This is a genomic window from Providencia sp. PROV236, from assembly GCF_033676985.1.
Classification (GTDB): Bacteria; Pseudomonadota; Gammaproteobacteria; order Enterobacterales; family Enterobacteriaceae; genus Providencia; species Providencia manganoxydans.
In genome coordinates, this window is sequence record NZ_CP096297.1 from 1,167,179 (window position 1) to 1,193,367 (window position 26,189).

General features: G+C 41.1%; 21 protein-coding genes. 10 read left to right on the top strand and 11 right to left on the bottom strand.

Going from position 1 to position 26,189, the window contains the following annotated elements:
• Positions 1-52: 52 nt before the first annotated feature.
• The 5 genes from folK to sfsA all read right to left on the bottom strand — a co-directional run bounded on the left by folK (position 53) and on the right by sfsA (position 4,636).
• Entirely contained in the window at positions 53-544 is a 492-nt protein-coding gene (gene folK / locus M1E96_RS05095) for a 2-amino-4-hydroxy-6-hydroxymethyldihydropteridine diphosphokinase (protein ID WP_070927719.1), read from the bottom strand.
• A 128-nt stretch (positions 545-672) separates the two neighbouring features.
• Positions 673-2,013, bottom strand: coding sequence for a polynucleotide adenylyltransferase PcnB (gene pcnB, locus M1E96_RS05100; protein ID WP_272580265.1), 1,341 nt, complete (start codon positions 2,011-2,013; stop codon positions 673-675).
• Positions 2,014-2,320: 307 nt separating this feature from the next.
• Positions 2,321-3,211 carry a tRNA glutamyl-Q(34) synthetase GluQRS gene (gluQRS, locus tag M1E96_RS05105; RefSeq protein WP_272580233.1) on the bottom strand — a complete coding sequence of 297 codons (891 nt, stop codon included), beginning with the start codon at positions 3,209-3,211 and terminating at the stop codon, positions 2,321-2,323.
• Positions 3,212-3,273: 62 nt separating this feature from the next.
• A complete protein-coding gene (dksA, locus tag M1E96_RS05110; RefSeq protein WP_004922522.1) occupies positions 3,274-3,729 on the bottom strand; it encodes an RNA polymerase-binding protein DksA in 456 nt (151 codons plus the stop codon).
• A gap of 196 nt (positions 3,730-3,925) precedes the next feature.
• The gene (gene sfsA, locus M1E96_RS05115) at positions 3,926-4,636 is read right to left on the bottom strand and encodes a DNA/RNA nuclease SfsA (protein ID WP_272580232.1); all 711 of its coding nucleotides are present in this window, start codon (positions 4,634-4,636) and stop codon (positions 3,926-3,928) included.
• Positions 4,637-4,722: 86 nt separating this feature from the next.
• Between sfsA and hrpB the strand changes: the two genes are divergently transcribed.
• The gene (gene hrpB, locus M1E96_RS05120; protein ID WP_272580264.1) at positions 4,723-7,191 is read left to right on the top strand and encodes an ATP-dependent helicase HrpB; all 2,469 of its coding nucleotides are present in this window, start codon (positions 4,723-4,725) and stop codon (positions 7,189-7,191) included.
• A gap of 8 nt (positions 7,192-7,199) precedes the next feature.
• Here the strand turns inward: hrpB and M1E96_RS05125 are convergent, their stop codons facing one another.
• Positions 7,200-8,570 (bottom strand): tyrosine phenol-lyase, encoded by a 1,371-nt coding sequence (locus M1E96_RS05125; RefSeq protein ID WP_306803364.1) that lies wholly within the window; start codon positions 8,568-8,570, stop codon positions 7,200-7,202.
• Positions 8,571-8,905: 335 nt separating this feature from the next.
• On the opposite strand from M1E96_RS05125, the gene mrcB reads away from it, so the two are divergent.
• Positions 8,906-11,425 carry a bifunctional glycosyl transferase/transpeptidase gene (mrcB, locus tag M1E96_RS05130; RefSeq protein ID WP_369427404.1) on the top strand — a complete coding sequence of 840 codons (2,520 nt, stop codon included), beginning with the start codon at positions 8,906-8,908 and terminating at the stop codon, positions 11,423-11,425.
• A 72-nt stretch (positions 11,426-11,497) separates the two neighbouring features.
• Here the strand turns inward: mrcB and nadS are convergent, their stop codons facing one another.
• From nadS to hemL, 3 genes are all read right to left on the bottom strand, one after another.
• On the bottom strand, positions 11,498-11,782 hold the full coding sequence (nadS, locus tag M1E96_RS05135) for a NadS family protein (RefSeq protein WP_070925199.1): 285 nt from the start codon (positions 11,780-11,782) through the stop codon (positions 11,498-11,500).
• A 1-nt stretch (position 11,783) separates the two neighbouring features.
• Positions 11,784-12,116 carry a type II toxin-antitoxin system RelE/ParE family toxin gene (locus M1E96_RS05140; protein WP_070925198.1) on the bottom strand — a complete coding sequence of 111 codons (333 nt, stop codon included), beginning with the start codon at positions 12,114-12,116 and terminating at the stop codon, positions 11,784-11,786.
• Between the two features lie 149 nt (positions 12,117-12,265).
• A complete protein-coding gene (gene hemL / locus M1E96_RS05145; RefSeq protein WP_272580228.1) occupies positions 12,266-13,555 on the bottom strand; it encodes a glutamate-1-semialdehyde 2,1-aminomutase in 1,290 nt (429 codons plus the stop codon).
• Positions 13,556-13,912: 357 nt separating this feature from the next.
• Here hemL and erpA point away from each other — a divergent pair, with 357 nt between their 5' ends.
• Positions 13,913-14,257 (top strand): iron-sulfur cluster insertion protein ErpA, encoded by a 345-nt coding sequence (gene erpA, locus M1E96_RS05150; protein WP_070925196.1) that lies wholly within the window; start codon positions 13,913-13,915, stop codon positions 14,255-14,257.
• A 76-nt stretch (positions 14,258-14,333) separates the two neighbouring features.
• On the opposite strand, the gene btuF is transcribed toward erpA, so the two are convergent.
• Positions 14,334-15,149: a vitamin B12 ABC transporter substrate-binding protein BtuF gene (gene btuF, locus M1E96_RS05155; protein ID WP_337979830.1), complete on the bottom strand. Its 816-nt coding sequence runs from the start codon at positions 15,147-15,149 to the stop codon at positions 14,334-14,336.
• A 61-nt stretch (positions 15,150-15,210) separates the two neighbouring features.
• Positions 15,211-15,903 (bottom strand): 5'-methylthioadenosine/S-adenosylhomocysteine nucleosidase, encoded by a 693-nt coding sequence (mtnN, locus tag M1E96_RS05160; RefSeq protein WP_070925194.1) that lies wholly within the window; start codon positions 15,901-15,903, stop codon positions 15,211-15,213.
• A 476-nt stretch (positions 15,904-16,379) separates the two neighbouring features.
• On the opposite strand from mtnN, the gene dgt reads away from it, so the two are divergent.
• From dgt to pyrG, 7 genes are all read left to right on the top strand, one after another.
• Positions 16,380-17,903: a dGTPase gene (gene dgt / locus M1E96_RS05165; RefSeq protein ID WP_337979831.1), complete on the top strand. Its 1,524-nt coding sequence runs from the start codon at positions 16,380-16,382 to the stop codon at positions 17,901-17,903.
• 185 nt (positions 17,904-18,088) lie between these two features.
• Entirely contained in the window at positions 18,089-19,423 is a 1,335-nt protein-coding gene (rlmD, locus tag M1E96_RS05170; protein ID WP_272580225.1) for a 23S rRNA (uracil(1939)-C(5))-methyltransferase RlmD, read from the top strand.
• An 8-nt stretch (positions 19,424-19,431) separates the two neighbouring features.
• Entirely contained in the window at positions 19,432-21,669 is a 2,238-nt protein-coding gene (gene relA / locus M1E96_RS05175) for a GTP diphosphokinase (protein ID WP_272580224.1), read from the top strand.
• Positions 21,670-21,745: 76 nt separating this feature from the next.
• The gene (mazG, locus tag M1E96_RS05180; RefSeq protein ID WP_319066338.1) at positions 21,746-22,540 is read left to right on the top strand and encodes a nucleoside triphosphate pyrophosphohydrolase; all 795 of its coding nucleotides are present in this window, start codon (positions 21,746-21,748) and stop codon (positions 22,538-22,540) included.
• A gap of 350 nt (positions 22,541-22,890) precedes the next feature.
• Entirely contained in the window at positions 22,891-23,148 is a 258-nt protein-coding gene (locus M1E96_RS05185; RefSeq protein ID WP_319066336.1) for a hypothetical protein, read from the top strand.
• A gap of 135 nt (positions 23,149-23,283) precedes the next feature.
• Positions 23,284-23,736, top strand: coding sequence for a hypothetical protein (locus tag M1E96_RS05190; RefSeq protein WP_319066334.1), 453 nt, complete (start codon positions 23,284-23,286; stop codon positions 23,734-23,736).
• A 779-nt stretch (positions 23,737-24,515) separates the two neighbouring features.
• Positions 24,516-26,153 carry a glutamine hydrolyzing CTP synthase gene (gene pyrG / locus M1E96_RS05195; protein WP_070925188.1) on the top strand — a complete coding sequence of 546 codons (1,638 nt, stop codon included), beginning with the start codon at positions 24,516-24,518 and terminating at the stop codon, positions 26,151-26,153.
• The last annotated feature ends 36 nt before the right edge of the window (positions 26,154-26,189 follow it).

Genomic DNA, 26,189 nt, shown 5'->3' on the forward strand with positions numbered 1-26,189 from the left:
CCGGAAAAGATCCACGGATGGCCTTGCTTATTTTAGGCGGCGCACAATTAATTTAGGTTGTGCTATCCCAAAAGGTAAGGCCATTGCGTGGAACGAGTGTGAGCCTTTCTGATAGTGTTTCACCATCAGGAAAAATAAGGTTGGGAGCAATATCACTGAGCGGGTATAGCATAAATTCACGCTCTTTTAGCCCATAGTGAGGTATGGTTAACCGTGGGGTATTAATAACACGATCACCGAAAAGCATAATATCAAGATCAAGGGTTCTAGGGCCCCAACGTTCTTCTTTGCGGACTCGACCAAGCTCTAATTCGATGCGCTGAGTGTGATCCAACAACGCCTCTGGTTCAAGCTCAGTTTCAAGTAACACGGCCATATTAAGGAAATCATTTTGATCTTGTGGCCCTAGAGGCTTAGAGCGATATACAGCAGAAGTTTTGGTCACTCGGCAGTGTGGGATAGCACTTAATGCATCAATAGCTTGCTGAGCCTGCTTTAATGGTTCACCAAGGTTACTGCCAATGATTATATAGACCAACTCCATTTTATCACTCCTAGTATTTGTACTCGTTATGCACCAAGTTGTCGCACTTTTCGTTGAGGTATAGAGGCTAAATTAGCCTCTATTTTTAGCAACTTGTTCGTTGGTTGCTTAACGACATCTCGAATTATTTAGAGCGTATTCGATTTACGCGAACCATTTGAAGGCTTACGTGGGCGGTGACGTTTACGAACAGGTGCACTTCCCAGCTCGGCGATCATTTCACGCTGCTTAGTGTTATTAGAACGTTGGTAATCATCCCACCAAATCGCCAGTTCTTGGAGCTCGTTTCTACGTTCTACATTTGCTCTTAGTTCTAATAAATCAAAAGCAGCACGGAACTTAGGATGCTCCATCAATTTATTTGCACGGCGGCCCTGACGACGTGGAAGACGTAGTTGTAGCTGCCAAATATCGCGCATAGTGGTTGTAATGCGTTTTGGTATAGCAATTGAGCGGCATTGTTCATCAAGCACATCATTCATTGCTAGTGCAAATGCATCGTAATACGCTAAACCGCCTTCTTGAGACAGCTTTTCAGCATGCTCAGTGACCGGATACCATAACATAACGGCAAATAAAAACGCAGGGTTAACCCGCTTGTCATTTTTAATCCTAAAGTCAGTATTTTTAAGTACCTGATCGATAATTTTTTCCATTGGTGAATCATTGTTCGCCGTAAAACGGCTACTAACCACAGGAAATAATTGCTCAAACAGATGATACTCTTTCAGCATGTTATAGGTCGCATAGCCTTTGCCTGCTTGTAGTAGTTTTAAGGACTCCTCAAATAAACGCGCAGAAGGGATCTCTTTTAACAATGGGGCAAGTCGTTGAATTGGCTGTGCCGTATTTGGCTCGATACGCATATCTAGCTTACAAGCAAAACGTACTGCGCGTAGCATCCTTACTGGATCTTCGCGGTAGCGTGTTTCAGGATCACCAATCAGACGGATAATGCCTTCTTTGAGATCTTTTAAACCGCCAACATAGTCACGAACAGAGAAGTCATCAATGTTGTAATAGAGGCTATTAACAGTAAAATCGCGACGAATGGCATCATCTTCAATTGACCCGAAAATATTATCGCGCAGTAACATGCCATTTTGTGCTTGTTGCGATAAGTTTTTGTCGTCTGACTCATTTTGGTCATGATGGCCACGGAAGGTCGCAACTTCAATCACTTCAGGTCCAAACATAATATGAGCAAGACGGAAACGACGGCCAACTAGGCGGCAGTTACGAAACAGTTTGCGGATCTGCTCTGGGGTTGCGTTAGTGGTGATATCAAAATCTTTAGGTTTTTTACCAAGAAGGAGATCACGCACACCGCCGCCAACTAAATAGGCATCAAAACCACTTTTGTGGAGGCGATAAAGTACCTTTAGTGCATTATCACTAATATCACTACGTGAAATAGTATGCCCTGAACGCGGGATGATGGTGATGTTTTCATCAATTACAGTCGTCATTGTGTGTTGCTTCTCTGCCTGAACATCGGCACGCTTGGAATGACGAACCGTAGGTTTTGTTTGTTTAGCGTTCTGCTCCACGGGCTTAGTTTCCGCCGTGTCAGAATAAGTGACTGGCCTTTCACCGGCTGCCTGTGCGTCACGCGTATCCTTGTCATTTCGCGATAAAATATTGCGGCAGAAATTTGCTACTCGGTTAAAAATAGTACACCTCGATATCGTTACGAATATTCATTAAACAAAATAAGCGGCTAATCATAGCTTACTGGCCTTTCTTTGAGAATGCTTAAACGCATAAAAGTCATATTCAGTCATAAGTCTTATCAATAATATCATGAGATGGGATCACTGCTAACTGCCATTGACGCGTTGCTATTTCTAATAACTGATGCGTACTCAGATCCTGCCAATGCGCGATTGGCGGTTGTTTCAACAATGCTAACGCATGGCATATAACAGGGCGAGGATCGGTCATTGGCAGCGCAGTGGCATGATTTTGCTTTGATAGCTTATTATTATCATGATTTAGGATTAATGGTAAATGGGCATAACGAGGAATGGGTAGAGAAAGATGATGATAGAGTGAAATTTGCTGTAGCGTGGCAGGGATCAGATCCGCACCTCTTACCACCTCTGTGACATTTTGATAGTGGTCATCCACTACAACGACTAAATTATAAGCAAACAATCCATCTTTACGGTGAATAATAACATCTTCTTCTGCCACATTGGCTTCTGTATAAACAGTGCCTCGTATTTTATCGGTAAATTGATAAACAGGGTGAGTCTGTTTTAAACGTATCGCTGCGTCGAGAGCGGGGAGTTGGAGATGGCGACAGTGCCCATCATAATGCCCCTGTAACTCTTTAATGCGATGACGAGAGCAGGTGCAATAGTAGCTTTTCCCTTGTTGGTGGAGATATTCTAAGGCTTCTCGATAGGCATCATGGCGCTGTGACTGGTATAAAACGTGATCGTCCCAATATAAACCGTAGTGTTCGAGTGTGGTTAAAATACGTTGAGATGCCCCTGCAACTTCTCTGGGAGGATCGATATCATCGATACGAACTAACCACTTACCATTTTGTGAGCGAGCTTGCAGATAACTACCTAATGCAGTGACAAGGGAGCCTAAATGTAGGTTACCAGAAGGAGAGGGAGCGAAACGACCGATATAAGGGGATGTTGTGCTTTTCATTAATAGATTTCCTTGTAACGGCGCAGCCTGAGTTGCGCCGTTAAGGACTCCATAATCAGCAATTAGCCAGCCATTTGCTTTTCACGAATTTCTGCTAATGTTTTACAGTCAATACATAAATCAGCGGTAGGGCGGGCTTCCAAACGACGGATACCGATTTCCACTCCACATGATTCACAAAAGCCAAAATCATCTTCTTCGACTTTTTTCAGTGTCTTCTCGATTTTCTTAATCAACTTACGTTCACGATCCCGGTTACGTAATTCAAGACTGAATTCTTCTTCCTGAGCTGCCCGATCAACAGGGTCTGGAAAGTTAGCTGCCTCATCTTGCATATGAGTAACTGTCCGGTCGACTTCATCCCTGAGTTGATTGCGCCATGCTTCGAGAATGAGCTTAAAATGCGCCAACTGGGCTTCGTTCATGTACTCTTCGCCAGCTTTTTCATGATAGGGTTCAACCCCAGCAATGGCGAGAATGCTTAAGGACGATGTCTTACGTTTTTGCCCTTCTTGCATAATGCTTCTCCTACACACGCAAATTTCACAAAACCCCAAAGGGGAAAAATTAAGGTCGCTATAAATAGCAGAAGAGTGCCGTCTTGGCAATCATTCATGTTATGAGTTTTGTAATGCTGTGAAGGCGCGCGTGTTTATTCCTTTTTAAGCCCCCAGAACCCATGCGTCCTCACTTTAATAAACAATTAAGCCATCATTATTTGATGGAAGTAAACTTAATATTTTGACCCAATAGCATTTTTTGTGTATTGATATCTACTTGATAACACAGTACTTCGACACCACTTTCGATAGCTTCATCTAAAAGTTTAGCGTATTGCTTATCGATATGGGCAGCTGCTGATACCTCGTAGATCCCCGTATGCAAAACCGCAAACAACAGTATGGCTCTTTTTCCCTCTTTAGCAATTATTGTTAACTCACGTAAATGTTTTTGTCCGCGCACGGTGACTGCATCAGGGAAATAACCATGGTTATTTTCCAGTAAAGTTACTGATTTTACCTCGATAAAACAATCAGGTAGCCCATCACCGGACAGGAGAAAATCAATACGGCTATTTTCCGAACCATATTTCATCTCAGGCTTTATTACACTATATTCGGATAATTCTGGAATGTTTTTTTGCGACAACGCTTCAGCGACGAGTTGATTTGCTCGTAATGTGTTGATGCAAATAAGATGATTTTGTGATGTTTGGGTGATTTCCCAGCTATGAGGGTACTTTCTTTTCGCGTTATCCGATGTGGAATACCAAACTGTATCACCAGGTGTCGCACACCCTGTCATGGCTCCTGTATTTGCACAGTGGATTGTCATGACTTGACCTTCCGGGGTCACAACATCAGCTAAAAAGCGTTTATAGCGTTTAATTAAAGTAGCAGGTTGCAAAGGAGGCGAAAATTCCATGTTGTCTCCAAAGAGTTACACTCAAGAAAGATAATGGTTCATGCTACAATCTTTATTTGCAAAAGTTAAACATCATTGGAGTTATTATTCACGTGCTACCCATTCATGATGTTAGTGATCCCTTACTGACAGCACTACAACAATCACCCCAAGTTCTACTGCATGCACCCACTGGTGCGGGCAAATCAACGGTTCTTCCACTTCTTATATTAGAAAGCGGGATCATTGATGGGCGAATTATCATGTTGGAGCCGAGGCGTATTGCTGCTCGTAGTGTGGCTGCTCGTTTAGCCCAGCAACTCGAAGAGGAGGTTGGGCATACAGTTGGCCTACGCATGCGCTCTGAAAGCCGGATTAGTGGCAAAACGCGTATCGAAGTGGTTACCGAAGGTGTTTTAACTCGAATGCTGCAACAGGATCCTATGTTAGAGGGAATCGGCCTGATTATATTGGATGAGTTTCATGAGCGAAGCTTACAAGCGGACTTAGGACTCGCTTTATTATTAGACGTTCAAGAAGCGTTACGTGATGATTTAAAAATCCTACTGATGTCAGCCACACTCGATGATCAAGGGCTAACTCAGTTATTCCCTCATGCTCCTGTTATTACTTCTGAAGGTCGGTCATTCCCTGTTAGTCGACACTTTCGACCGATAAACCCTAATAAGTTGTTTCATAAAGAAGTCGCCAGTGCTGTTTGGCAACTACTTCAACAGGAAAGTGGTTCGTTACTGCTATTTCTACCGGGAGTTGGCGAAATAGAAAGAACACGTACAGAGCTGGCTTTGATGGTTAGTGAGGACATACTTTTATGCCCTATGTACGGTGCTCTTTCGATAAAAGAGCAGCAACAAGCCATACAGCCAGCACCCGAAGGGAAACGAAAGGTGGTTTTAGCCACCAATATCGCTGAAACCAGCCTTACGATAGAGGGTATTCGATTAGTGGTTGATAGTGGTTTTGAGCGTATAGGTTTATTCAATCCAAGAACTGGATTAACAAAATTAGTTAAGCAGCGTATAAGCCAAGCTTCAATGGTGCAACGAGCTGGGCGTGCAGGGCGTTTAGAATCAGGTGTTTGTTGGCATTTATTTAGTCAGGAGCAAGCCGAACGCGCTGCACAATTTAGTGAGGCAGAAATCCTGCACAGTGATTTAAGTGGATTATGGTTATCACTATTACAGTGGGGATGCCAAGAAGTGACTCAGTTACAGTGGTTAGATAGTCCTCCACAGCCTGCTATTGGGGCGGCAAAAGATTTACTCAAGCGATTAGGTGCTATTGATCAATATGGTCAACTCACTCAAGTAGGTAGGGGAATGACGGGCTCAGGTAGCTCTGTGCGTACAGCCGCTATACTGCACGAGGCTCAACAAAACCAAAACATCGAAGTCATTAAATTAGCGGCATTGCTGGTGGCTATCATTGAAGAACCACCACGTCAAAACCATTGCGATTTATCTTATTATGTAGAGCGACCAACAGATAATTGGTGTAAGCGTGCTTCAATACTTAGCGGGCACAAGGTGACATCAGCCGTTGGCAAAAATAGCAACTTGATAAGTGAGTGGTTACCTACGTTGTTAGTGTCGGGATTCGCGGATCGCATTGCTAAAAATCGTGATAACCAAGGCCGTTATTTATTATCCAGTGGCTTAGGGGCTTCATTAGATGAAAACGATACATTGTTTACTTCTGCATGGTTAATAGCGCCTGTGCTTTGGCAACCTGAAGCATCAGCTGATGCGAAAATTGCGTTGGCGCTGCCTATTGATATCGAAACGTTACAAGCAACTTGCCCTGAATTGTTTTATCAGCAGGAAACGGTGGAATGGGATGAACAAAAAGGAACGTTGATTGCTTGGAAAAGATTACAATGTGGGCAACTGGTGATCCAATCGGAAAGGTTAGCAAATCCAAATAGTCAGCAAATTAAACAGGCATTATTGCATTGGCTTCGTCAAAATGGGCTAGATAATTTGGATTGGAGCCTATTTGCCCAGCAGTTACGCATTCGTTGTCAATTGGCACAGCAATGGTTTCCTGATATTTCTCTTCCAGCAGTTGATGATGAAACTTTATTAGATTCTTTAGAGTCTTGGTTAGCACCATATCTGGATGGCATTACTCATCGCAAGCAGCTACACGCATTGAATATTGGTGAGTTATTAGAACATCGATTAGATTGGCAACAAAAAAAATGGCTCGATGAGGCATTGCCGACGCATTATTTAGCTGGTTCTGGCAGCAATGTAAGTATTCACTATTTTTTGGAGAAACCGCCCCTAATTGAGATCCGAATGCAAGAAATGTATGGGCAGGCGACGAATCCAACAGTTGCTCATGGTCAAGTGGTGGTGACATTATCATTATTATCACCAGCAATGCGCCCATTACAGATCACACAAGATTTAGGTGCTTTTTGGCAAGGAAGTTATCGCACAATACAAAAAGAGATGAAAGGACGTTACCCAAAGCATCTGTGGCCTGATGATCCTGCCACTACAGCACCAACCAATAAAACGAAAAAAGCAATTAATTTAGCTAATAATTAATATGATAACTAAATATAAGCAAAACGAGCCGTAAAGAAGCGTAGCTGTTTCGGTTCGTAAGTAAATTTGAGCCCTAGTATGGTTTCTTTTTGTTGATACAAAGCAATAATACCATCAGCAACGAAATCAAGGTGTGCATATGTGTAAACGCGTCTTGGGATAGTTAAGCGGACGGTTTCAAGTTTAGGGAAATAGTTTTTCTTAGTTATTTTATCTCTTCCTGCGGAAACTGTGCCTCGTTCTGTTGTGCGAACACCAGTTTCAAGATAAATACGCGCAGCTAAGCTTTGAGCGGGGAGTTGTTCTTGCGTTAAATGCGGGCAAAAATGTTTAGCATCCAAAAATACAGCATGACCGCCAATAGGCTCAATAATCGGTATATTGGCGGCCTTTAATTTATTGCCTAAGTAGCGAACTTGCAGAATACGATGTTGAATATATTCAAACTGCATTGCTTCTTGCATGCCGATGGCCATTGCCGACATATCACGACCAGTCATGCCGCCATAGGATGGCATACCTTCATAAGCAACCACCCACTCGGAAGCCTGTTCAAATAGCTGTTGATTGTTAAGAGCGAGAAACCCTCCTATGTTGACAAGGCAATCTTTTTTACCGCTCATTGTACAGCCATCAGCGTAGCTGAACATTTCGCGAACAATTTCTTTAATGGAGACATCTTGATAGCCGGCTTCTTGTTCTTTGATAAAATAAGCATTTTCGACGCAGCGAGTTGCATCATAAAAAACACGAATATGATGCTTCTCACATAATGCTTTCACATCACGCATATTTTGCATTGATACAGGTTGACCGCCCGCTAAGTTGACTGTGATTGCTAAACAAATATAAGCAATATTTTCAGCCCCTTTTTCTTCAATTAGTTGTTTTAATTTATCTAAATCAATATTGCCTTTAAAAGGAACGTTTGACATGGCGTCATGAGCATCATCATTGATAATATCAATAAAAGTTGCGCCATTTTTTTCTATATGAAACCGTGTGGTTGTGAAGTACATGTTACCTGCAACATATTGTCCAGGCTTGATTGTGATAAGTGATAGTAAGTTTTCAGCCGCTCTTCCTTGATGAGTTGGCACAATATATTTAAATCCAAATAGGTGTTGTGCGGTCTTTTTCAATAGTTCAAAGTTCTGACTACCTGAGTAAGCTTCATCACCTGTCATCATACTTGCCCACTGTTTATCCGACATCGCATTCGTGCCACTATCGGTAAGTAGATCAATATAAATATCCTTAGAACTAAGGAGAAAGGTGTTATAGCCTGCTTGATGTATTTTCTTTATCCTTTCTTCTCTCGATAACAGAGAAATGGATTCAATAGATTTAATGCGGTAGGGCTCTGCTGGGTAATTCATCATATTCCTCATACACGAATAGTTTAAAATTGCTTTGAATAATGGTTGTTTTTCTTTTATTTAATCGTTGTTTATTGATGTTTAAAATAGGCTTTTTTATCAATAAATAACATTTGGGAAATGATTGCGTGGATCTGTTTTCTTTTGCGGCAACGCAAAATAAAAGATAAGTGCGAAATCAGTCTGTTTTGTGCTCTAATAGGGACTCGTTGCCAGAAGGTGATAGCTAAATAGCGTAATGAAATGTAATTAAGAGCTTTCTTCTGTGAACTAATTGGTTTTTTAAGCCAAAATTACAGGCATTCAGTTAAGAGTTCGGGTGATATGGAGCGACCATGTCCGGTAAAGATTTAGAACCTATTGGTAGACGTAGAAAACCATCTACCAAAAAAAAATCATCTAACTCACGCCGCCACCGCCGTGATGACTATGATTATGAAGAAGAATTATTTAACGATGATGATATTGATGAGCAAGACCTCGATGATGAAGAGGACGAGCTAATGGCTAAGAAAAAAAATAACGGTAACAAGAACCGCAAACCAAAAAGTAATTGGCGTTGGTTTTGGCTACTCGTCAAATTATTGATCGTTTTTGCAGTGTTACTTGCCGCTTATGCTTTTTATCTCAACCAACAAATCAAGGAACGTCTTGATGGTAAGGTATGGGATCTACCTGCTGCTGTTTATGGCCGTATGGTCAATCTTGAACCCGGCATGGATTATAGCCAAGCTGAGATGGTGCGTTTGCTTGAAGGTATGCAGTACCGTAAAGTGACTAAAATTACCAATTCAGGTGAGTTTTCAGTAAAAGGCAATTCGATTGAAATTTTACGACGACCATTTAATTTCCCCGATCAAAAAGAAGGCCAAATATTGGCTAAAATGTCATTTGATAATGGGGTATTGAATAAAATTGAAAACATGGAAAACGGGCGTTCGTTTGGTTTCTTCCGTTTAGATCCAAAGCTGATCACCATGATGCAATCAGCCAATAATGAACAACGTTTAGTATTACCACTGGCTGATTTCCCTGAATCATTAATCAAGATATTGATTGAGACAGAAGATCGCGATTTTTATGAGCACGATGGGGTAAGTCTTTATTCTATTGGTCGTGCCGTAGTGGCTAACTTATCGGCAGGTAAATCCGTTCAAGGGGGAAGTACATTAACGCAACAATTAGTGAAAAACCTGTTTTTAACTAACGAGCGAACCCTTAAACGTAAAATTAACGAAGCCATTATGGCGGTGCTGCTTGATTACAATTACGGTAAAGAGCGCATTCTTGAATTATATCTCAATGAGGTTTTCTTAGGGCAAAATGGGAATGATGAAATTCGTGGTTTCCCACTTGCCAGCCTGTACTATTTTGGGCGTCCTATCAATGAACTAAGCCTTGACCAACAGGCTCTGCTAGTGGGAATGGTTCAAGGTGCATCTCTTTATAATCCATGGACTAACCCTGAAAATGCCACTAAGCGCCGTAACGTCGTGTTGAAAATCTTAGAAACACGCAATGTTATTGATCATGAAATGTATCAAGTATTAAGTGCGCGTCCATTAGGGGTCAAGACCAAAGAAGGTTTAGTGGCTTCACAGCCTGCATTTATGCAAATGGTGCGTCAGGAATTGAACGAAAAACTAGGGGACAAAGTTCAACAGTTATCGGGCGCGAAAATTTTCACAACTTTAGATCCTGTTGCGCAAACTGCTGCGGAAACAGCGGTTGAATCAGGGGTTGCTCAGTTACGTAAAGATCGTAAATTAAACGATATCGAAGGGGCAATGGTCGTAGTCGACCGTATTAATGGTGAAGTACGTGCAATGGTTGGCGGTTCACAACCACAGTATTCAGGTTTTAACCGAGCGCTTAATGCACGTCGGAGCATTGGTTCGTTAGCAAAACCCCCTGTTTATCTTGCAGCATTAAATGAGCCAGACCGTTTCCGCCTCAGCACATGGTTGAAAGACGAACCATTATCAGTGAAAGTGGGGAATCAAACATGGCAACCTAGAAATTACAGCCGTAACTTTACTGGCGGTATGCTACTGGTTGATGCTTTAGCAAAATCACAAAATATTCCAACGGTAAACTTAGGATTAGAAGTTGGGTTAGACCAGATAGTGAATATTTTTGTGCGTCTAGGCGCCCCAGCTGGCGCGATGGAAAAGGTTCCTGCGATGTTACTTGGTGCGGTGAACTTAACACCAGCTGAAGTCGCTCAAATCTATCAAACTATTGGTGGTAATGGTAATCGCGCTAAATTATCCGCATTGCGTTCGGTCATTGATGGTGATGGTAGTGAAATCTATCAAAGCTACCCGTCCGCAGAACGTGCTATACCTTCCCAAGCGGCTTATTTGACACTATATGGTATGCAGCAAGTGGTTCAGCAAGGTACTGGGCGAGTTTTATTGTCGAAATATGGCAAATATAACTTAGCTGGTAAAACGGGAACCACTAACAATTTACGTGACAGTTGGTATGCAGGTATTGATGGTAAAGAAGTCGCCATTGTGTGGATTGGTCGTGATAATAATGAGCCAACACAGTTAACCGGCTCTACAGGAGCGCTTAGAGTATACCAGCGTTATTTAGATAATCAGGCTCCATTAGCTTTAATCAACCGTCAGCCGGAAGGCATTGTTGATATGAAGGTAATGCCTGATGGCCAATTCAATTGTTCTGACTTTGGTGGCGGACGTACTCTACCTATTTGGACCGATAATCCAGATGCGCTTTGCCAAGCATCAGCCAATCAAGAGCCAGTTTGGGATTTAAATAATAATTCCGAACAGCCAGCAACCGACGATGCGCCTGATTGGGTGAAAGAAATGTTCGGTAATAATTAATTAGCGCCATAAATAAAATCCCCCGTGATTGTTTAAATGACGGGGGATTTTTTTATGCAGAAATTTATAGCATTAAATCGCTGCTAGTTCATGAAACAAAGAGGGATTTTTTTTAATTGCGATTAAAACTTTGGCAGCTAAGCCAGTTGGGTTGCGTCGTTTTAGCTCCCAGCTTTTTATCGTATCAATACTCGTACCCAATGCATCAGCTAATTCAACCTGTGAAACTTTCAGCTGTTCTCTAATTTCTTTCACATCAGCCACTTCATAACGCGTTACCTTAGATGGCTTTTTTTTGCCGTTTTTTATCTCTACGGCTTCTTCTAATGAAGTTTTCAGTTCATTGAAAATACTCATTTTACACCTCATTCTTAAGTAGTTTCGTTAGTTTTTTTAATTCAGCTTTTTCTGTATCAGTTAAGCTATCTTTTACTGTTTTTGGGTAAGCCATTAAAAGATAAATTATTTCTTTAGTCGCTAAAAAATAAATAACTCTTGCGCTTCCACTTTTGCCTTGATTACCTGTCGCCATTCGCACTTTTCGTAGACCTCCAGTCCCTTGGAGCAGATCACCGATATCTGGGTAACCAATAAGTGTGATTTGGAGTGCTTTTAATTCGTCGTCAGTAGCTATTTGTTTGATTTGTTTTGTAAAAAGAGATGTTTCGATAAATTCTATTGCATGACCCATTGGTTTCCCTCCCTGAAACACAATAGTTAAAGTGTACTTTGTACACCACATAGTGTCAATAAAAGTATGTAAATGGGGGAATCTAAGAGAGAGATTAAAAATTAAGTTATTTAAGGAGGCGAGGGGAGCGCCTCCTCGTATAGGATAAATTAAGCTGCTTTCATTTTGGCTAATGCGACTTCTGCGGCTTCGATGGTTTTTTCAATGTCTTCATCGCTGTGTGCAATAGACATAAAACCTGCTTCGAAAGCTGATGGCGCTAAATAAATACCTTGCTCTAACATGAGGTGGAAGAAGGTTTTAAAACGCTCAACATCACATTTCATCACATCTTGGTAGCAAGTGACACTTTTGGCATCAGTAAAGAATATACCGAACATCCCACCAACATGGTTTATCACCATTGGGATCCCTTGTGCTTTTGATACACGCTCTAAACCACGAGCAAGTTTATCTGTCAGTTCTGTTAGTCTTGAATGAACGCCTGGTTGAGAGACTTCATTTAAACACGCTAGACCAGCAGCCATGGCAACAGGGTTACCTGATAAGGTTCCTGCTTGATAAACTGGACCAATTGGCGCGAGTTTTTCCATCACTTCATAGCGGCCACCAAATGCCCCTACAGGCATACCACCACCAATAATTTTGCCTAAGCAAGTAAGGTCTGGTTGCACATCATAATAATCTTGCGCTCCGCCGAGTGCTACGCGGAAACCAGTCATGACTTCATCAATAATCAGCAATGCATCGAACTCATCACACAGTGCACGTAGGCCCGGTAAAAATTCTGCGGTTGGTGGTACACAGTTCATATTACCGGCAACAGGTTCAACGATCACACAGGCTATTGCTTCAGGGTAGTTTTCAAAAGCTTGGCGAACTGATGCGAGATCATTATAGGTACAAGTCAATGTGTGTTTTACGAAATCTTCAGGTACACCCGGAGAATTTGGCTCCCCCATGGTTAATGCACCAGAGCCTGCTTTCACGAGTAAGCAGTCAGCATGACCATGATAGCAGCCTTCAAATTTAATAATTTTATCGCGGCCAGTATAGCCACGAGCGAGTCGGATCGCACTCATGGTCGCTTCAGTACCTGAGTTAACCATACGGATCATATCGATAGAAGGAACTAATTCACAAACCAGTTTTGCCATTTCGACTTCAGCGGCAGTGGGGGCTCCGAAGCTCAATCCTTTATTAACGGCTTTGATCACGGCATCACGAACAGCGGGATGGTTATGCCCCAGAACCATTGGTCCCCATGAGCCGACATAGTCAACATAAGCTTTACCATCAACATCATAGATATAAGCACCATCAGCGCGTTCAATAAATAGTGGCGTACCACCAACACCATTAAATGCGCGAACAGGTGAGTTAACACCGCCAGGGATCAGCTGTTGTGCTTGATTATAGAGATCTAAAGAATGGCTCATGCAGGGCTCCTGAGTCGGGACTAATTAAAAATATACTCGTCATACATCAAGTTACAGCGTCTTGAATAAAGGTTCGGTGACTAGGTTCACTCGCGTTCAGTCATCTACTTATATCGGTACTTCGTGACTCATTTTATGGTCACTTGGCTGCACTTCGGATTATTTAGAGTATAAAACGATGATTGTATACTAAAGCACACAATCAATTAAACCAAATGCATTGATTGGTATGCACAATGTGTTGAATTACGTAACAGGGCTTGAATCAATACCTAAGCTGGCGGATAATTAGGTTAATTGATCTGAGTAGGCTATCTGCTTACGCTGAATTACCGGTTGACCGGCTTGGAGTAAAAAATGAGTGATGATGCAGCTCTGCCGTTGCAGTTTACTGATGCGGCAGCAATTAAAGTAAAAGACCTAGTTTCTGATGAAGACAACCCAAACCTGCGTCTACGTGTTTACATTACCGGTGGTGGTTGTAGCGGTTTTCAGTATGGCTTTACCTTTGATGATAAAATCAATGAAGGCGATATGACCATTGAAAAGCAAGGCGTTGCTTTGGTTGTTGACCCAATGAGCCTACAATATCTGGTTGGTGGTAGTGTTGACTATACTGAAGGGTTGGAAGGCTCTCGCTTTATCGTTACCAATCCGAATGCCAAATCCACTTGCGGTTGTGGTTCTTCATTTAGCGTATAACGTCTAATAAACGGAGCGGGAAAATGACAGATTGATCCCGCTTCGTCAATCACCTCAAACTTCCATTTAAAGGCGATTACTGCTCTGGGTGTAGTTGTGCACAGAGTGATTGTGCTGCAAGCAGCGATCGAGGCCCAGCTCGATGAAACCAATCTTCATTTAAACGAATAATCGGTACAGATAGTTGTGTTTTCCAAAATTGTTTGACCGCATTTTGTTGCGTTTGATCCTCTGTCATGACAATCACTTCAGGTTTGCGAGTCAGCACTTGCTCTCGACTGACTTGTGGCCAAGGCACGGCACTGTTTGCAAAAATATTTTTACCACCACACAAAGAAACAATATCATTTTGAATAGTCCCCTTTCCGGTAGTAAATAACGGTTGAGTACCTAATTGAATAAATAATGATTTTGGGGGTTGAACTTGCTGATAGTGCTGTTTTAACTGAGTCAGTTGCTCACGCATATGAGATGCTGATTGCTGAGCAATATCAGGTTTGGGACTGTATTGTGCCAATTGTTCAATGCTAGAAATAACGGACTCAATACTATTAGGATCGAAGTAAATAATTGGAATTCCTAACGCGGCTAATTGATCGAGAGGGCGTTGCGGATTACCTCCGCGCCACGCTAATATCAAATCTGGTTTTAGTGCGATGATCCGCTCTACATTCATACCTTGCCAGTCGGCAACTTGTTCGAGTTGTTTGGCTTCTAACGGGTAGTCTGAGTAAGCACTCACGGCGATTAAGCTTTCACCTAATCCGGCCGCATAAGCGAGTTCTGTATTGGCTGGAGAGAGACTAATCACACGATGCTTAGTTTCAGCCAGAGTCGGTGCATTAAAGAACAGTAGTACAGCCAGTAGTGTCGTGAGGTACAATTTCATCATTCTATTCTGTAGATAAGCAAAAAAGTATGGATATTTTTCAACCCACACTTTTTATTAGGTATTACGCTAATTCAGCTAAAATAGCGCTGATCATTAAAGACGACTGGCGTGCAGCAACGGGTAAAAACTCATCGAAACTGGTATGTGATTCTTTATCTGCCACATCTGAAATTGCGCGTACCACAACAAACGGTACTTTAAATTGGTAGCAAACTTGCCCGATAGCTGTCGCTTCCATTTCAACTGCTGCGACTTGAGGAAAAGTATTTTTAATACGTGCTAACGGCTCTGCGCCATTAATAAAGGCATCCCCACTGCATACCAAACCACGAACCGCATTCATTCCAAGTTGCTGAATGCAGCTTTCTGCCAGTGCAATCAGTTTTTGATCAGCAATAAATGCAGGAGGGCATTGTGCCATTTGACCGGGCTCATAACCAAATGCAGTGACATCAGCATCATGATAACGGACTTCTGTCGATACCACGATATCACCGACATTGAGACGTGGATCTAACCCTCCCGCCGAACCTGTATTAATGACCACATCAGGCTGGCAATGCTCTAATAGCAATGTGGTACCTACTGCGGCAGCGACTTTACCAATACCTGACTTTAACAGTGCAACTTCAACACCATTAATTTTTCCTGTGTAAATTTCACAGCCAGCACGGCTTAAGGTTTGGCAACCTTCAATTTGTTCGCGCAGGATAGCAACTTCTTGCTCCATTGCGCCGATGATACCCACTTTCATGATGCTAGGTTCCTCGTTGATTAATTAGACAATGATACTTGAGATGGCTAAAGTGTAGCATTGAACGGCAGATTTATTTTAATTAATCTTGGGCAAAAGAATGGGACATTAGAGCTTGTTTATCTTTGCTGATGATTTTTACAACTATACTCGCCATACTTCAAGTTGCAGCGTTGTTGACTACGCTCACTCGCACCAGTCACATAGTTATCTATGCTTTTGGCGCCTCATTTACTTGTCGCCTAGCTGCACCTCGAATTATTTAGAGTATAGAGAAGGTTGAAAAGTAGCCAGATTAATTGCTCTATCTTTTATGTTATGGCTAGCTTTTTAGGGTTTGAGTTAAAAATGATGTTTGAATGTTGCCTTACGGGTTCGATTAAAGTCATTTGATGCTGTGTTGAGAGGCTCTCGCCTTGCCTAAAATGTCTTTAATTCGAATAAAAATTCACTTTCAAAGATAAACAGACGCTAGTATGAATGAAATTAATTTCCTAACTAAATTGAATTACCAACGAAATTATAGCAGTCCGAAAAGCCCGAAAGTTTCAGCGAGTAATGAAGACGCGGTTAATCGTTTATTTGAAAGTGATCGCGGGCGTATTATCAATTCAGCCGCTATTCGCCGATTACAGCAAAAAACCCAAGTATTTCCATTAGAACAAAATGCAGCAGTGCGAAGTCGATTAACCCACTCATTGGAAGTGCAGCAAGTGGGGCGTTATATCAGTAAAACGGTGCTGCATGAATTAAAAAAGAAAAATCTGTTAGAGAAATATGGCTTGAGTGAGCGTACTGATGCTTTTGAAAGTCTTGTTGAGATGTCCTGTTTAATGCATGACATTGGTAACCCGCCATTTGGCCACTTTGGCGAGGCCGCTATCCAAAGTTGGTTTAGTGAGTTACTTGCACCTGATTATCAGTTTAGCGAAGGCTCCCCCGACCCTTGTAAAATTGCAGTGATGCGCTTGACGGGTGATAAACGTTTAGATCTCTTTCGGCGTCAATTAAAAAAAGATCTGTGTTCCTTTGAAGGGAATGCCCAAGGGCTACGCATGGTGCATCGCTTACTTAAACTTAACCTAACTTATGCGCAAGTCGGGTCTATTTTAAAATATACGCGCGGTGCTTATGATCTTGACCCTATCCCTACTGAGTTTGATTATTTAATGAAAAAACCGGGCTATTACTGGTCAGAATCAAGCTTTGTGAATGAATTATGTAAAAAATTAGATATGGGTAAATATTGCCGTTTCCCACTCTCATATATTATGGAAGCCGCTGATGATATTTCGTATTGCATTGCAGATTTAGATGATGCCGCAGAAAAAGGGATTTTTACGGTCGAGCAATTAATGGGGTATTTGCAGGCCGAATGGGGGGAGGTCAAAAAAGGTGATTTGTTTGATGAAACCATTATGGGAGCATTTAATAACATCAGTGACAATCATACGAAACGCATTCAACAAGATCAGTTTTTTATGTATCTACGTGTCAATATTACTAGCAAATTGGCGCGTTACAGTGCTCAACGTTTTATCCAAAACCTTCCTGAAATTTATGCGGGGCGTTTTAATAGTGCATTATTGGAAGATAAAAGCCCAGAACATCGGTTACTTAAGATATTAAAAACCGTTGCTTTCAAACATGTGTTTAACCACCATGAAGTTGAAGAACTTGAGCTGCAAGGTTATCGCATTATTGGCGGATTATTGGATTTTTATAAACCCTTATTGATGTTAGAAAGAGAGAGTTTTAGCTCATTGGTAGAAAATAACTATCATAAACAATTTTTTATTGAGACACGTTTATTTCATAAGCTCTCTAACAAACACCGGCTATCATACAGTGAGGCTATTGAAGGTATTAGAGCAACCAGTGAAATTGAAAAATCCATTCTTGAATTCTATTACCGCGCTCGATTAATTCAAGATTACATCAGTGGAATGACCGATCACTATGCATATGAAGAGTATCGTAAAAGCATAGTTGCTAACTAATTATGCATTTCTATTTTTGATAAAAACTTATAAAGCGACCAAAAATAATAAAAAAATATACGTTAAGTAAAAAAGTGATAACTCATCTTAGCAAAAAAACTGCTATTATGAGCTCGCTTTTTACTACGTTGTTGAGTGAGCTAACAACGCTATTTTTAAAATTTAAATCTTTGTAGTGACAATTTATGGCCCAATTTTACTCGCCAAATCGCCGTACCACGCAACGCCGTCAAATCACGGTAACTATTGATAGCCTAGATGCTGCCGGACAAGGCGTTACCCGCTCTGATGGTAAAGCAATTTTTGTTGCAGGGCTGCTACCTGATGAGCAAGCTATCATCGAATTAGTTGAGGAAAAAAGCCGTTTTGCAAAAGCCAAAGTGGTTAAACGACTGACAACCAGTCCATCACGCGTGAAGCCACTTTGCCGATATTTTAATCAATGCGGAGGGTGTCAGCAGCAACACATTGATATTGCTTTGCAAAGATCAAGCAAAGCTAACGCATTACAATATTTAATCGCGAGAGAAACGGGGCTACAAAAAGAAGCGCAACCAGTCATTTTCGGCGAGGCATATGGATACCGTCGTCGAGCGCGCCTTGGATTGCAATATCAACACAAAAATCAACATTTGGTGATGGGTTTTCGCCAAACACAATCCAATACCCTAGTTGATATCAAGCAATGCCCAGTGCTACATCCTGATTTAGATAAGCTCATTCAGCCATTATCAAATTGCTTAAACCAGCTAAAAATAGCTGCGAAATTAGGCCATGTTGAGTTGATCCGCGCTGATAATTGCCTGATCGTACTTATCCGTCATTTAGCGGCTTTCCCTCCATCTGATAAACAACAACTCAAAGATTTTGAGCAACAATATTCTGTTTCTATTTGGTTAGCTGGTGATGAAGATAGTTTACAACCATTGAATGAAAACGCTGTACTTCCTGAATATCAGGTTGTTGAAGAGCGGTTACAGTTTAGTCCTCTAAACTTTATTCAAGTCAATGGTGAAATTAATCAAAAGATGGTTGCTCAAGCTCTTGAATGGCTGGAGCTCAGCCCTCATGATCGTGTTTTAGACCTATTTTGTGGAATGGGGAATTTTACTTTACCCATAGCACGATTGGCTGAGTCTGTTGTCGGTGTTGAGGGCGTCGAAAATTTAGTCAAACAAGCTCAAAATAACGCCCAGCGCAACTCAATTGCTAATGCAACCTTCTATAATGAAAACTTAGAAGCGCAAATCCATACTCAGCCGTGGGCTGCAAAAGGGTTTAATAAGGTGTTGTTAGATCCTGCTCGGGCAGGTGCTGCCGGTGTCATGGAACATTTAGTTAAACTAGCACCTGAAAAAATTGTCTATGTTTCTTGTAACCCGACCACATTGGCTCGGGATAGCAAAGTTTTGCTTGAGGCCGGATATCAGCTAGTACAGCTGCGGATGTTGGATATGTTTCCACAGACTAGTCATCTGGAATCAATGGCGCTGTTTATACATGGCCCAAATAATAGGTAGGAGAAAATATGGTTGCTGTAAGAAGTGCACATCTTACCCCAGCAGGTGAGTTCGCCCCCGAAAAGTGGGTGAGCGGGTTAGGGCTAAATAATCCACAATCAGAACAAAAGCTTATCCACACCTGGCAATATTGTCATGATAAATTAGCAGGGCAAGAAATTGCACCATTATTATTATGGCGTGGGATCGAGATGACCGAAATTCTCTCGACGCTAAGCATGGATATTGGCAGCTTACAAGCCGCACTCCTCTTTCCTTTAGTTGAAGAAAAAAAACTTGATGACCAATCCGTTATTGATGACTTTGGTCAATCTATTCACGATTTAGTTAAAGGCGTCCTTGAAATGGATGCTATTCGCCAGTTGAAAGCCACTCAATCAGGCGAAACCAGCTCTATCCAAGTGGATAACGTCCGGCGTATGTTGTTATCCATGGTGGAAGATTTCCGCTGCGTGGTTATCAAACTCGCTGAGCGTATCGCGCACTTGCGTGAAGTCAAAGACGCGACAGAAGATGAGCGGGTATTGGCTGCTAAAGAGTGTTCAAACATTTACGCACCTTTAGCTAACCGTTTAGGAATAGGGCAATTAAAGTGGGAGCTGGAAGACTTTTGTTTCCGCTATCTACATCCTGATGAGTACAAGAAAATTGCCAAACTTCTGCATGAACGCCGCATTGATCGTGAGGACTACATTGACAACTTTGTGGTGACGTTACGTAAAAAAATGCTTAAAGAGCATATTCAAGCTGAAATTTACGGTCGCCCCAAGCACATCTATAGTATTTGGCGCAAAATGAAGAAAAAATCGCTGGCTTTCGATGAATTATTCGATGTGCGAGCGGTGCGTATCGTGGTTGAACGCTTACAAGATTGTTATGCTGCGCTGGGTATTGTGCATACTCATTTTAGACATTTACCTGATGAGTTCGATGATTATGTGGCTAACCCGAAGCCGAATGGTTATCAATCGATCCATACCGTCGTGTTAGGACCTAATGGCAAAACACTTGAAATACAAATCCGTACGCGACAAATGCACGAAGATGCTGAGTTAGGGGTTGCGGCGCACTGGAAATATAAAGAAGGTGCGACTGCTGGCGGTAAAGGTGGTGGTTATGAAAACCGTATAGCATGGCTGCGTAAACTGATTGCATGGCAAGAAGAAATGGCTGATTCAGGCGAAATGCTTGATGAAGTCCGTAGCCAAGTATTTGACGACCGTGTGTATGTGTTTACGCCTAAAGGTGATGTGGTTGATTTACCTGCGGGATCAACACCATTGGATTTTGCCTATCACATTCACAGTGACGTAGGGCATCGTTGTATTGGAGCGAAAATTGGTGGACGGATCGTACCATTTAGCTATCAATTACAAATGGGTGATCAAATTGAAATTATTACTCAAAAACACCCAAATCCAAGTCGTGATTGGCTCAATCCAAACTTAGGTTATGTGACAACCAGCCGTGGACGAGCCAAAATTCACAATTGGTTCCGTAAACAGGATCGTGATAAAAACATACTGGCAGGGCGCCAAATACTTGATAACGAATTGGCCCATCTGGATATTGGTATTAAAGAAGCCGAGAAACTACTGATAGCACGTTATAACGTACATTCATTGGATGAAGTACTGGCCGGTATTGGTGGTGGTGATATTCGTATCAATCAATTGGTTAATTTCTTACAAAGTAAGTTCAAGAAGACGACGGCTGAGGAAGCAGATCGTGAAGCTATGAAGACGCTGGAAAGTAAAACAGCAGCTCCGCGTCCAGCGTCACAGAGTAATAGCAGTGGGCGAGTGGTGGTCGAAGGTGTGGGGAATCTTATGCACCATATTGCACGTTGCTGCCAACCGATCCCAGGCGACGATATCATTGGTTTTATCACCAAAGGCAGAGGGATCTCAATCCACAGTGTTGATTGTGAACAGCTCGCCGAATTGCAAAGTCATGCTCCTGAGCGTCTCGTTGAAGCAGTATGGGGTGAAAACTACTCAAGTGGTTATTCATTAGTAGTACGTGTGGTCGCAAATGATAGAAGTGGTTTGCTGCGTGATATCACCACTATTTTAGCCAATGAAAAAGTTAACGTATTAGGTGTGAGCAGTCGTAGCGATGTTAAGCAGCAATTGGCAACAATTGATATGACAATTGAGATTTATAATCTACAAGTCTTAGCTAGAGTGCTAGCGAAACTCAATCAACTGCCCGATGTGATTGAAGCCAAGCGCCACTCACAATAATACGTTTTAGTAATAATCTAAGATCCCATGTTATCCTTTGATGCATGGGATTTTTTTATGCTTAAAAGGTTAAAATATGAATTCAACAACGCCACCAATTGAACGTTTACTGGAAATTATGGCCAAGCTACGCGACCCAGAAACGGGTTGCCCATGGGATACACAACAAACCTTCAAAACTATCGCTCCCTATACCTTAGAAGAAACCTATGAGGTGATCGATGCCATTGAGCGTGAGGATTTCAGTGATTTAAAAGGGGAATTAGGTGATCTGCTATTTCAAGTCGTATTTTATGCACAAATGGCTAAAGAACAGTCATTATTTGATTTTGATGAAATTTGCCAAACGGTGAGTGATAAGCTAGAACATCGTCATCCACATATTTTTGATGCAGAAAACCATCCTGATGGTCATGCCGCGTTAGCTGGATGGGAAAAGCGTAAATCTGTTGAACGTGCGCAAAAGGCACAATTTTCTGTGCTTGATGATATTCCTAGTGCATTACCCGCATTAATGAAAGCCTATAAAATTCAAAAACGTTGCGCGTCAGTGGGTTTTGATTGGGATACGCTGGGGCCTGTGGTCGATAAGGTTCGCGAAGAGCTAGATGAGGTGATGGAAGAAGCGACTCAAGTGGTTGTTGATGAACAGCGCCTAGAAGAAGAAATCGGAGACCTACTGTTCGCGACTGTGAATTTATCACGACACCTAGGCCATAAACCCGAAATGGCACTGAACAAGGCTTGCCAGAAGTTTGAAAAGCGTTTTCGTCAAATCGAGTCACGTCTGGCGCTAGAAGGTAAAACCACTGAAACGGCAACACTTGAAGAGATGGAGCAACATTGGCAGCAGATTAAGTTAGCTGAGTAATGTTTATTTTTTCGTTATTCACTTATATTCGACTTAGATAATCATAGATATTAAATTGTTTTCTAATTTAAATTGATTTCTTATGATTGTAGTTAATTGTTATTTAATAAATTAAGTTAACATGTTAGCTTAATTTATTAGTTTTTTAATTAATACATGTCGTTTTAAAGTCTTTTAAGAGCAGCGAGTTTTTTGATTTCAAAAGTATTTTATAGGGTTTAATGTTTTTTATTATATATGCATTGTAAAATGCGTATAAAGCTATTGGTTTATTTGTGGGAAATTAACATATTATTGTTTATTAATGAAAATAAGAAAAGCATAGAGGGTATCGAATGAAATAGTTTCTTATGATATTATTATCTTATGTTATGAGTTGTTCAGCTATCGAGAACAACAAATATTGGAATATAAGGTATGATGAAAAAGGTATTCCATTAGTTGATGTTGTATTCTTAAATGAAAAACACACACTAATGTTAGATACAGGAAGTAGTTCTGGATTACATTTAGAATTGGATAGTTTTAATAAATTAAAAAATAATGATGTAAATAACATCAATGATGAAAAAGTACATCGATTTATTGATGTTACAGGAATGGAATAAAAAGTTTCTTCTATAAAAATTAGTCAATTAGAAATCTCTAATATATATTTTCGTGATTTTGAGGTCGTCAATTTAAAACCATGGGGATTAGCAATAGGTGGTGAACTTCCTAAGAGTGAGGTAATAGGTTTAGGGATGTTTAAAAATCAAATTGTTATGATGGATTTTGAAAAAAATAGAATTGAAATTTTACATTCCTTACCTAGAAATATTGATGCATGGTCATTATATTCAGTTAATAAAACCAAATCAGGATTAGTTATAAATACTATGATTGAAAAAAAATCATTACGTTTTGTTATAGATACTGCGGCAAGTCATTCGATTCTTTTTGAAGGCAAATTACCTGATAGAGTCAAATTATTAGGGTGTAATACTTTTTCACCTGATTTCCTCTATACTGATTGTAAAGTAGTTGAATTTTACATGAAAAATAGAAAGGGTGAAATTATAAAAAGTCCAGCCATGATTGTTCCTTCAGCCACGAGTGATGAGATCGATTTTGATGGATTATTAGGTATGAGTTATCTAAACAACAAAGTTATTATTATGGATTTATCTAAGGGGGATCTTTATGTTAAGAATTAGCTATATGAATGAAAGTGGACTATTTATTGTGATGAAGTTTCAAAAATAACGGAAGCTATTAATTCTCTAAAAATTACTCGCATTTTTGTTGCCCATCGTCCTGAAATGATAAAGTCTGCCGATCGAGTTTTTGATCTTCAACTCAATAGTTGGATCTCATAGCCTGAATATGCAGCATGCAATTTAATCTTTGATATGAAAAATACAGTATTAACGTGGTTTACAATCCGTGATAACGATACTGTTTTCAATTTTTAATAGCAAAGTTTCACTAGATTGATATAAAACAATAATTATTCCCTTTCTTTAATGCTGAAAGGATTTAGCTTTTCTGAGAACTATGCTAATCTATCTAAGTGATGAATAGATGAGTGTAGAGTCAGCCAGGAATGTTTGTTTTGAGTGCCATGAAGGCACTTTGACACAAAATCACCAGTCTGAAATATGTATTATACTGGTTCAGTAATGATATATGGCTATGCGACTTCCTTTAAGTTTAAGCTAAATTGCTTTTGAATGTGACGTTACTTAGTTATGGACTGAAATCTACCTAACTTGCTGAATGTTCATAATGATAGCGATATTTATGCTTGGATGTTAATCAAACCAGCTGAGGGCTAAAAAATATTTTTTCTTTTAACTTGCTGATATTAATGGGATACAGATGAAAATTAACCTTATCGTGCTTAGATCGTTTGTAGCGAAATTAAGGTTCGGGTATACTGCTTTCCCGTCCTGTTATATCCATCATCTTTTAAACCTAAACTTTCAGGTTCAGCATGAAAACTAATTATATTTTTGTGACCGGCGGGGTCGTATCCTCTCTGGGTAAAGGCATTGCCGCAGCCTCTCTGGCGGCTATACTCGAAGCCCGTGGACTCAATGTTACCATTATGAAACTGGATCCGTACATTAACGTCGATCCGGGGACTATGAGCCCAACCCAACACGGGGAAGTTTTCGTAACAGAAGACGGCGCTGAAACTGACTTGGATTTAGGTCATTATGAGCGCTTTATCCGTACTAAGATGACGCGTCGCAATAACTTCACCACAGGCCGTGTGTATTCAGAAGTTCTGCGTAAAGAGCGTCGTGGCGACTATTTAGGCGCAACAATTCAAGTTATCCCTCATATCACTAATGAAATCAAAGACCGCATCATCCGTGGTGGTGAAGGTCATGATGTTGTTCTCGTTGAAGTTGGCGGAACAGTCGGTGATATCGAATCACTGCCATTCTTAGAAGCGATTCGTCAAATGGCGGCGGAAGTTGGTCGTGAACGTACTTTGTATCTACATTTGACCCTTGTGCCATATTTGGCAGCTGCGGGTGAAGTGAAAACTAAGCCAACTCAGCATTCAGTTAAAGAATTGCTCTCTATCGGTATTCAGCCTGATGTGTTGATTTGCCGTTCAGATCGTGTGATCCCTGCAAATGAGCGTGCAAAAATTGCATTGTTCTGTAATGTACCTGAGAAAGCAGTTATTTCACTGAAAGATGTCGATTCTATCTATAAAATCCCTGGTATGTTGAAATCACAAGGCTTGGATGAATACATCTGCAAGCGTTTCAACTTAGATTGCCGCGAAGCTAACTTGGCTGAGTGGGAGCAGGTGATCTATGAAGAAGCAAACCCTACTGGCGAAGTCACTATCGGTATGGTTGGCAAGTATGTTGAATTACCTGATGCTTATAAATCAGTCATTGAAGCGCTGAAACACGGTGGTTTGAAAAATCGATTGAGCGTTAATATCAAGCTCATTGATTCACAAGATGTTGAAACTCGTGGTGTTGATCTGCTAAAAGGCTTAGATGCCATTCTTGTTCCGGGCGGTTTTGGTGAACGTGGTATCGAAGGCAAGATCATGACTGCGCGCTATGCACGCGAGAACAAAGTGCCTTATTTAGGTATTTGTTTAGGTATGCAAGTTGCTCTGATTGAATTTGCACGTAATGTTGCCAATATGGAAGGGGCAAACTCAACTGAATTTGATGCGAATTGTAAATATCCAGTTGTTGCATTAATTACTGAGTGGCGCGATGAAGAGGGTAACCTTGAAGTCCGTTCTGAAGAGAGCGATCTCGGTGGAACCATGCGTGTTGGTGGCCAACCATGTCATTTAGTTAAAGACAGTTTGGTTCGTGGTATGTATGGCGAAGAAACTATTGTTGAACGTCATCGTCATCGTTATGAAGTGAATAATCTACTGTTAAAACGTATTGAAGAGGCTGGCTTAAAAGTTGCTGGTCGTTCAGTAGATAATAAACTGGTCGAAATCATTGAAAACCCAAATCATCCTTGGTTTGTGGCGTGCCAGTTCCACCCTGAATTCACTTCAACACCAAGAGATGGTCATCCGTTGTTTGAAGGTTTTGTTAAAGCCGCTGGTAGCTACCAGAAAGGTGAGTTGAAATAAGATATGGCGAGGTAGGTTAATGGCCTACCTCCCACA

What these genes read in the sequence shown, in the direction of transcription:
- folK (WP_070927719.1), bottom strand. Translation starts at nt 544, where the DNA reads ATGGAGTTGGTCTATATAATCATTGGCAGTAACCTTGGTGAACCATTA.
- pcnB (WP_272580265.1), bottom strand. Translation starts at nt 2,013, where the DNA reads ATGACGACTGTAATTGATGAAAACATCACCATCATCCCGCGTTCAGGG.
- gluQRS (WP_272580233.1), bottom strand. Translation starts at nt 3,211, where the DNA reads ATGAAAAGCACAACATCCCCTTATATCGGTCGTTTCGCTCCCTCTCCT.
- dksA (WP_004922522.1), bottom strand. Translation starts at nt 3,729, where the DNA reads ATGCAAGAAGGGCAAAAACGTAAGACATCGTCCTTAAGCATTCTCGCC.
- sfsA (WP_272580232.1), bottom strand. Translation starts at nt 4,636, where the DNA reads ATGGAATTTTCGCCTCCTTTGCAACCTGCTACTTTAATTAAACGCTAT.
- M1E96_RS05125 (WP_306803364.1), bottom strand. Translation starts at nt 8,570, where the DNA reads ATGAATTACCCAGCAGAGCCCTACCGCATTAAATCTATTGAATCCATT.
- mrcB (WP_369427404.1), top strand. Translation starts at nt 8,906, where the DNA reads ATGTCCGGTAAAGATTTAGAACCTATTGGTAGACGTAGAAAACCATCT.
- nadS (WP_070925199.1), bottom strand. Translation starts at nt 11,782, where the DNA reads ATGAGTATTTTCAATGAACTGAAAACTTCATTAGAAGAAGCCGTAGAG.
- M1E96_RS05140 (WP_070925198.1), bottom strand. Translation starts at nt 12,116, where the DNA reads ATGGGTCATGCAATAGAATTTATCGAAACATCTCTTTTTACAAAACAA.
- hemL (WP_272580228.1), bottom strand. Translation starts at nt 13,555, where the DNA reads ATGAGCCATTCTTTAGATCTCTATAATCAAGCACAACAGCTGATCCCT.
- erpA (WP_070925196.1), top strand. Translation starts at nt 13,913, where the DNA reads ATGAGTGATGATGCAGCTCTGCCGTTGCAGTTTACTGATGCGGCAGCA.
- btuF (WP_337979830.1), bottom strand. Translation starts at nt 15,149, where the DNA reads ATGATGAAATTGTACCTCACGACACTACTGGCTGTACTACTGTTCTTT.
- mtnN (WP_070925194.1), bottom strand. Translation starts at nt 15,903, where the DNA reads ATGAAAGTGGGTATCATCGGCGCAATGGAGCAAGAAGTTGCTATCCTG.
- dgt (WP_337979831.1), top strand. Translation starts at nt 16,380, where the DNA reads ATGAATGAAATTAATTTCCTAACTAAATTGAATTACCAACGAAATTAT.
- rlmD (WP_272580225.1), top strand. Translation starts at nt 18,089, where the DNA reads ATGGCCCAATTTTACTCGCCAAATCGCCGTACCACGCAACGCCGTCAA.
- relA (WP_272580224.1), top strand. Translation starts at nt 19,432, where the DNA reads ATGGTTGCTGTAAGAAGTGCACATCTTACCCCAGCAGGTGAGTTCGCC.
- mazG (WP_319066338.1), top strand. Translation starts at nt 21,746, where the DNA reads ATGAATTCAACAACGCCACCAATTGAACGTTTACTGGAAATTATGGCC.
- M1E96_RS05185 (WP_319066336.1), top strand. Translation starts at nt 22,891, where the DNA reads ATGATATTATTATCTTATGTTATGAGTTGTTCAGCTATCGAGAACAAC.
- M1E96_RS05190 (WP_319066334.1), top strand. Translation starts at nt 23,284, where the DNA reads ATGTTTAAAAATCAAATTGTTATGATGGATTTTGAAAAAAATAGAATT.
- pyrG (WP_070925188.1), top strand. Translation starts at nt 24,516, where the DNA reads ATGAAAACTAATTATATTTTTGTGACCGGCGGGGTCGTATCCTCTCTG.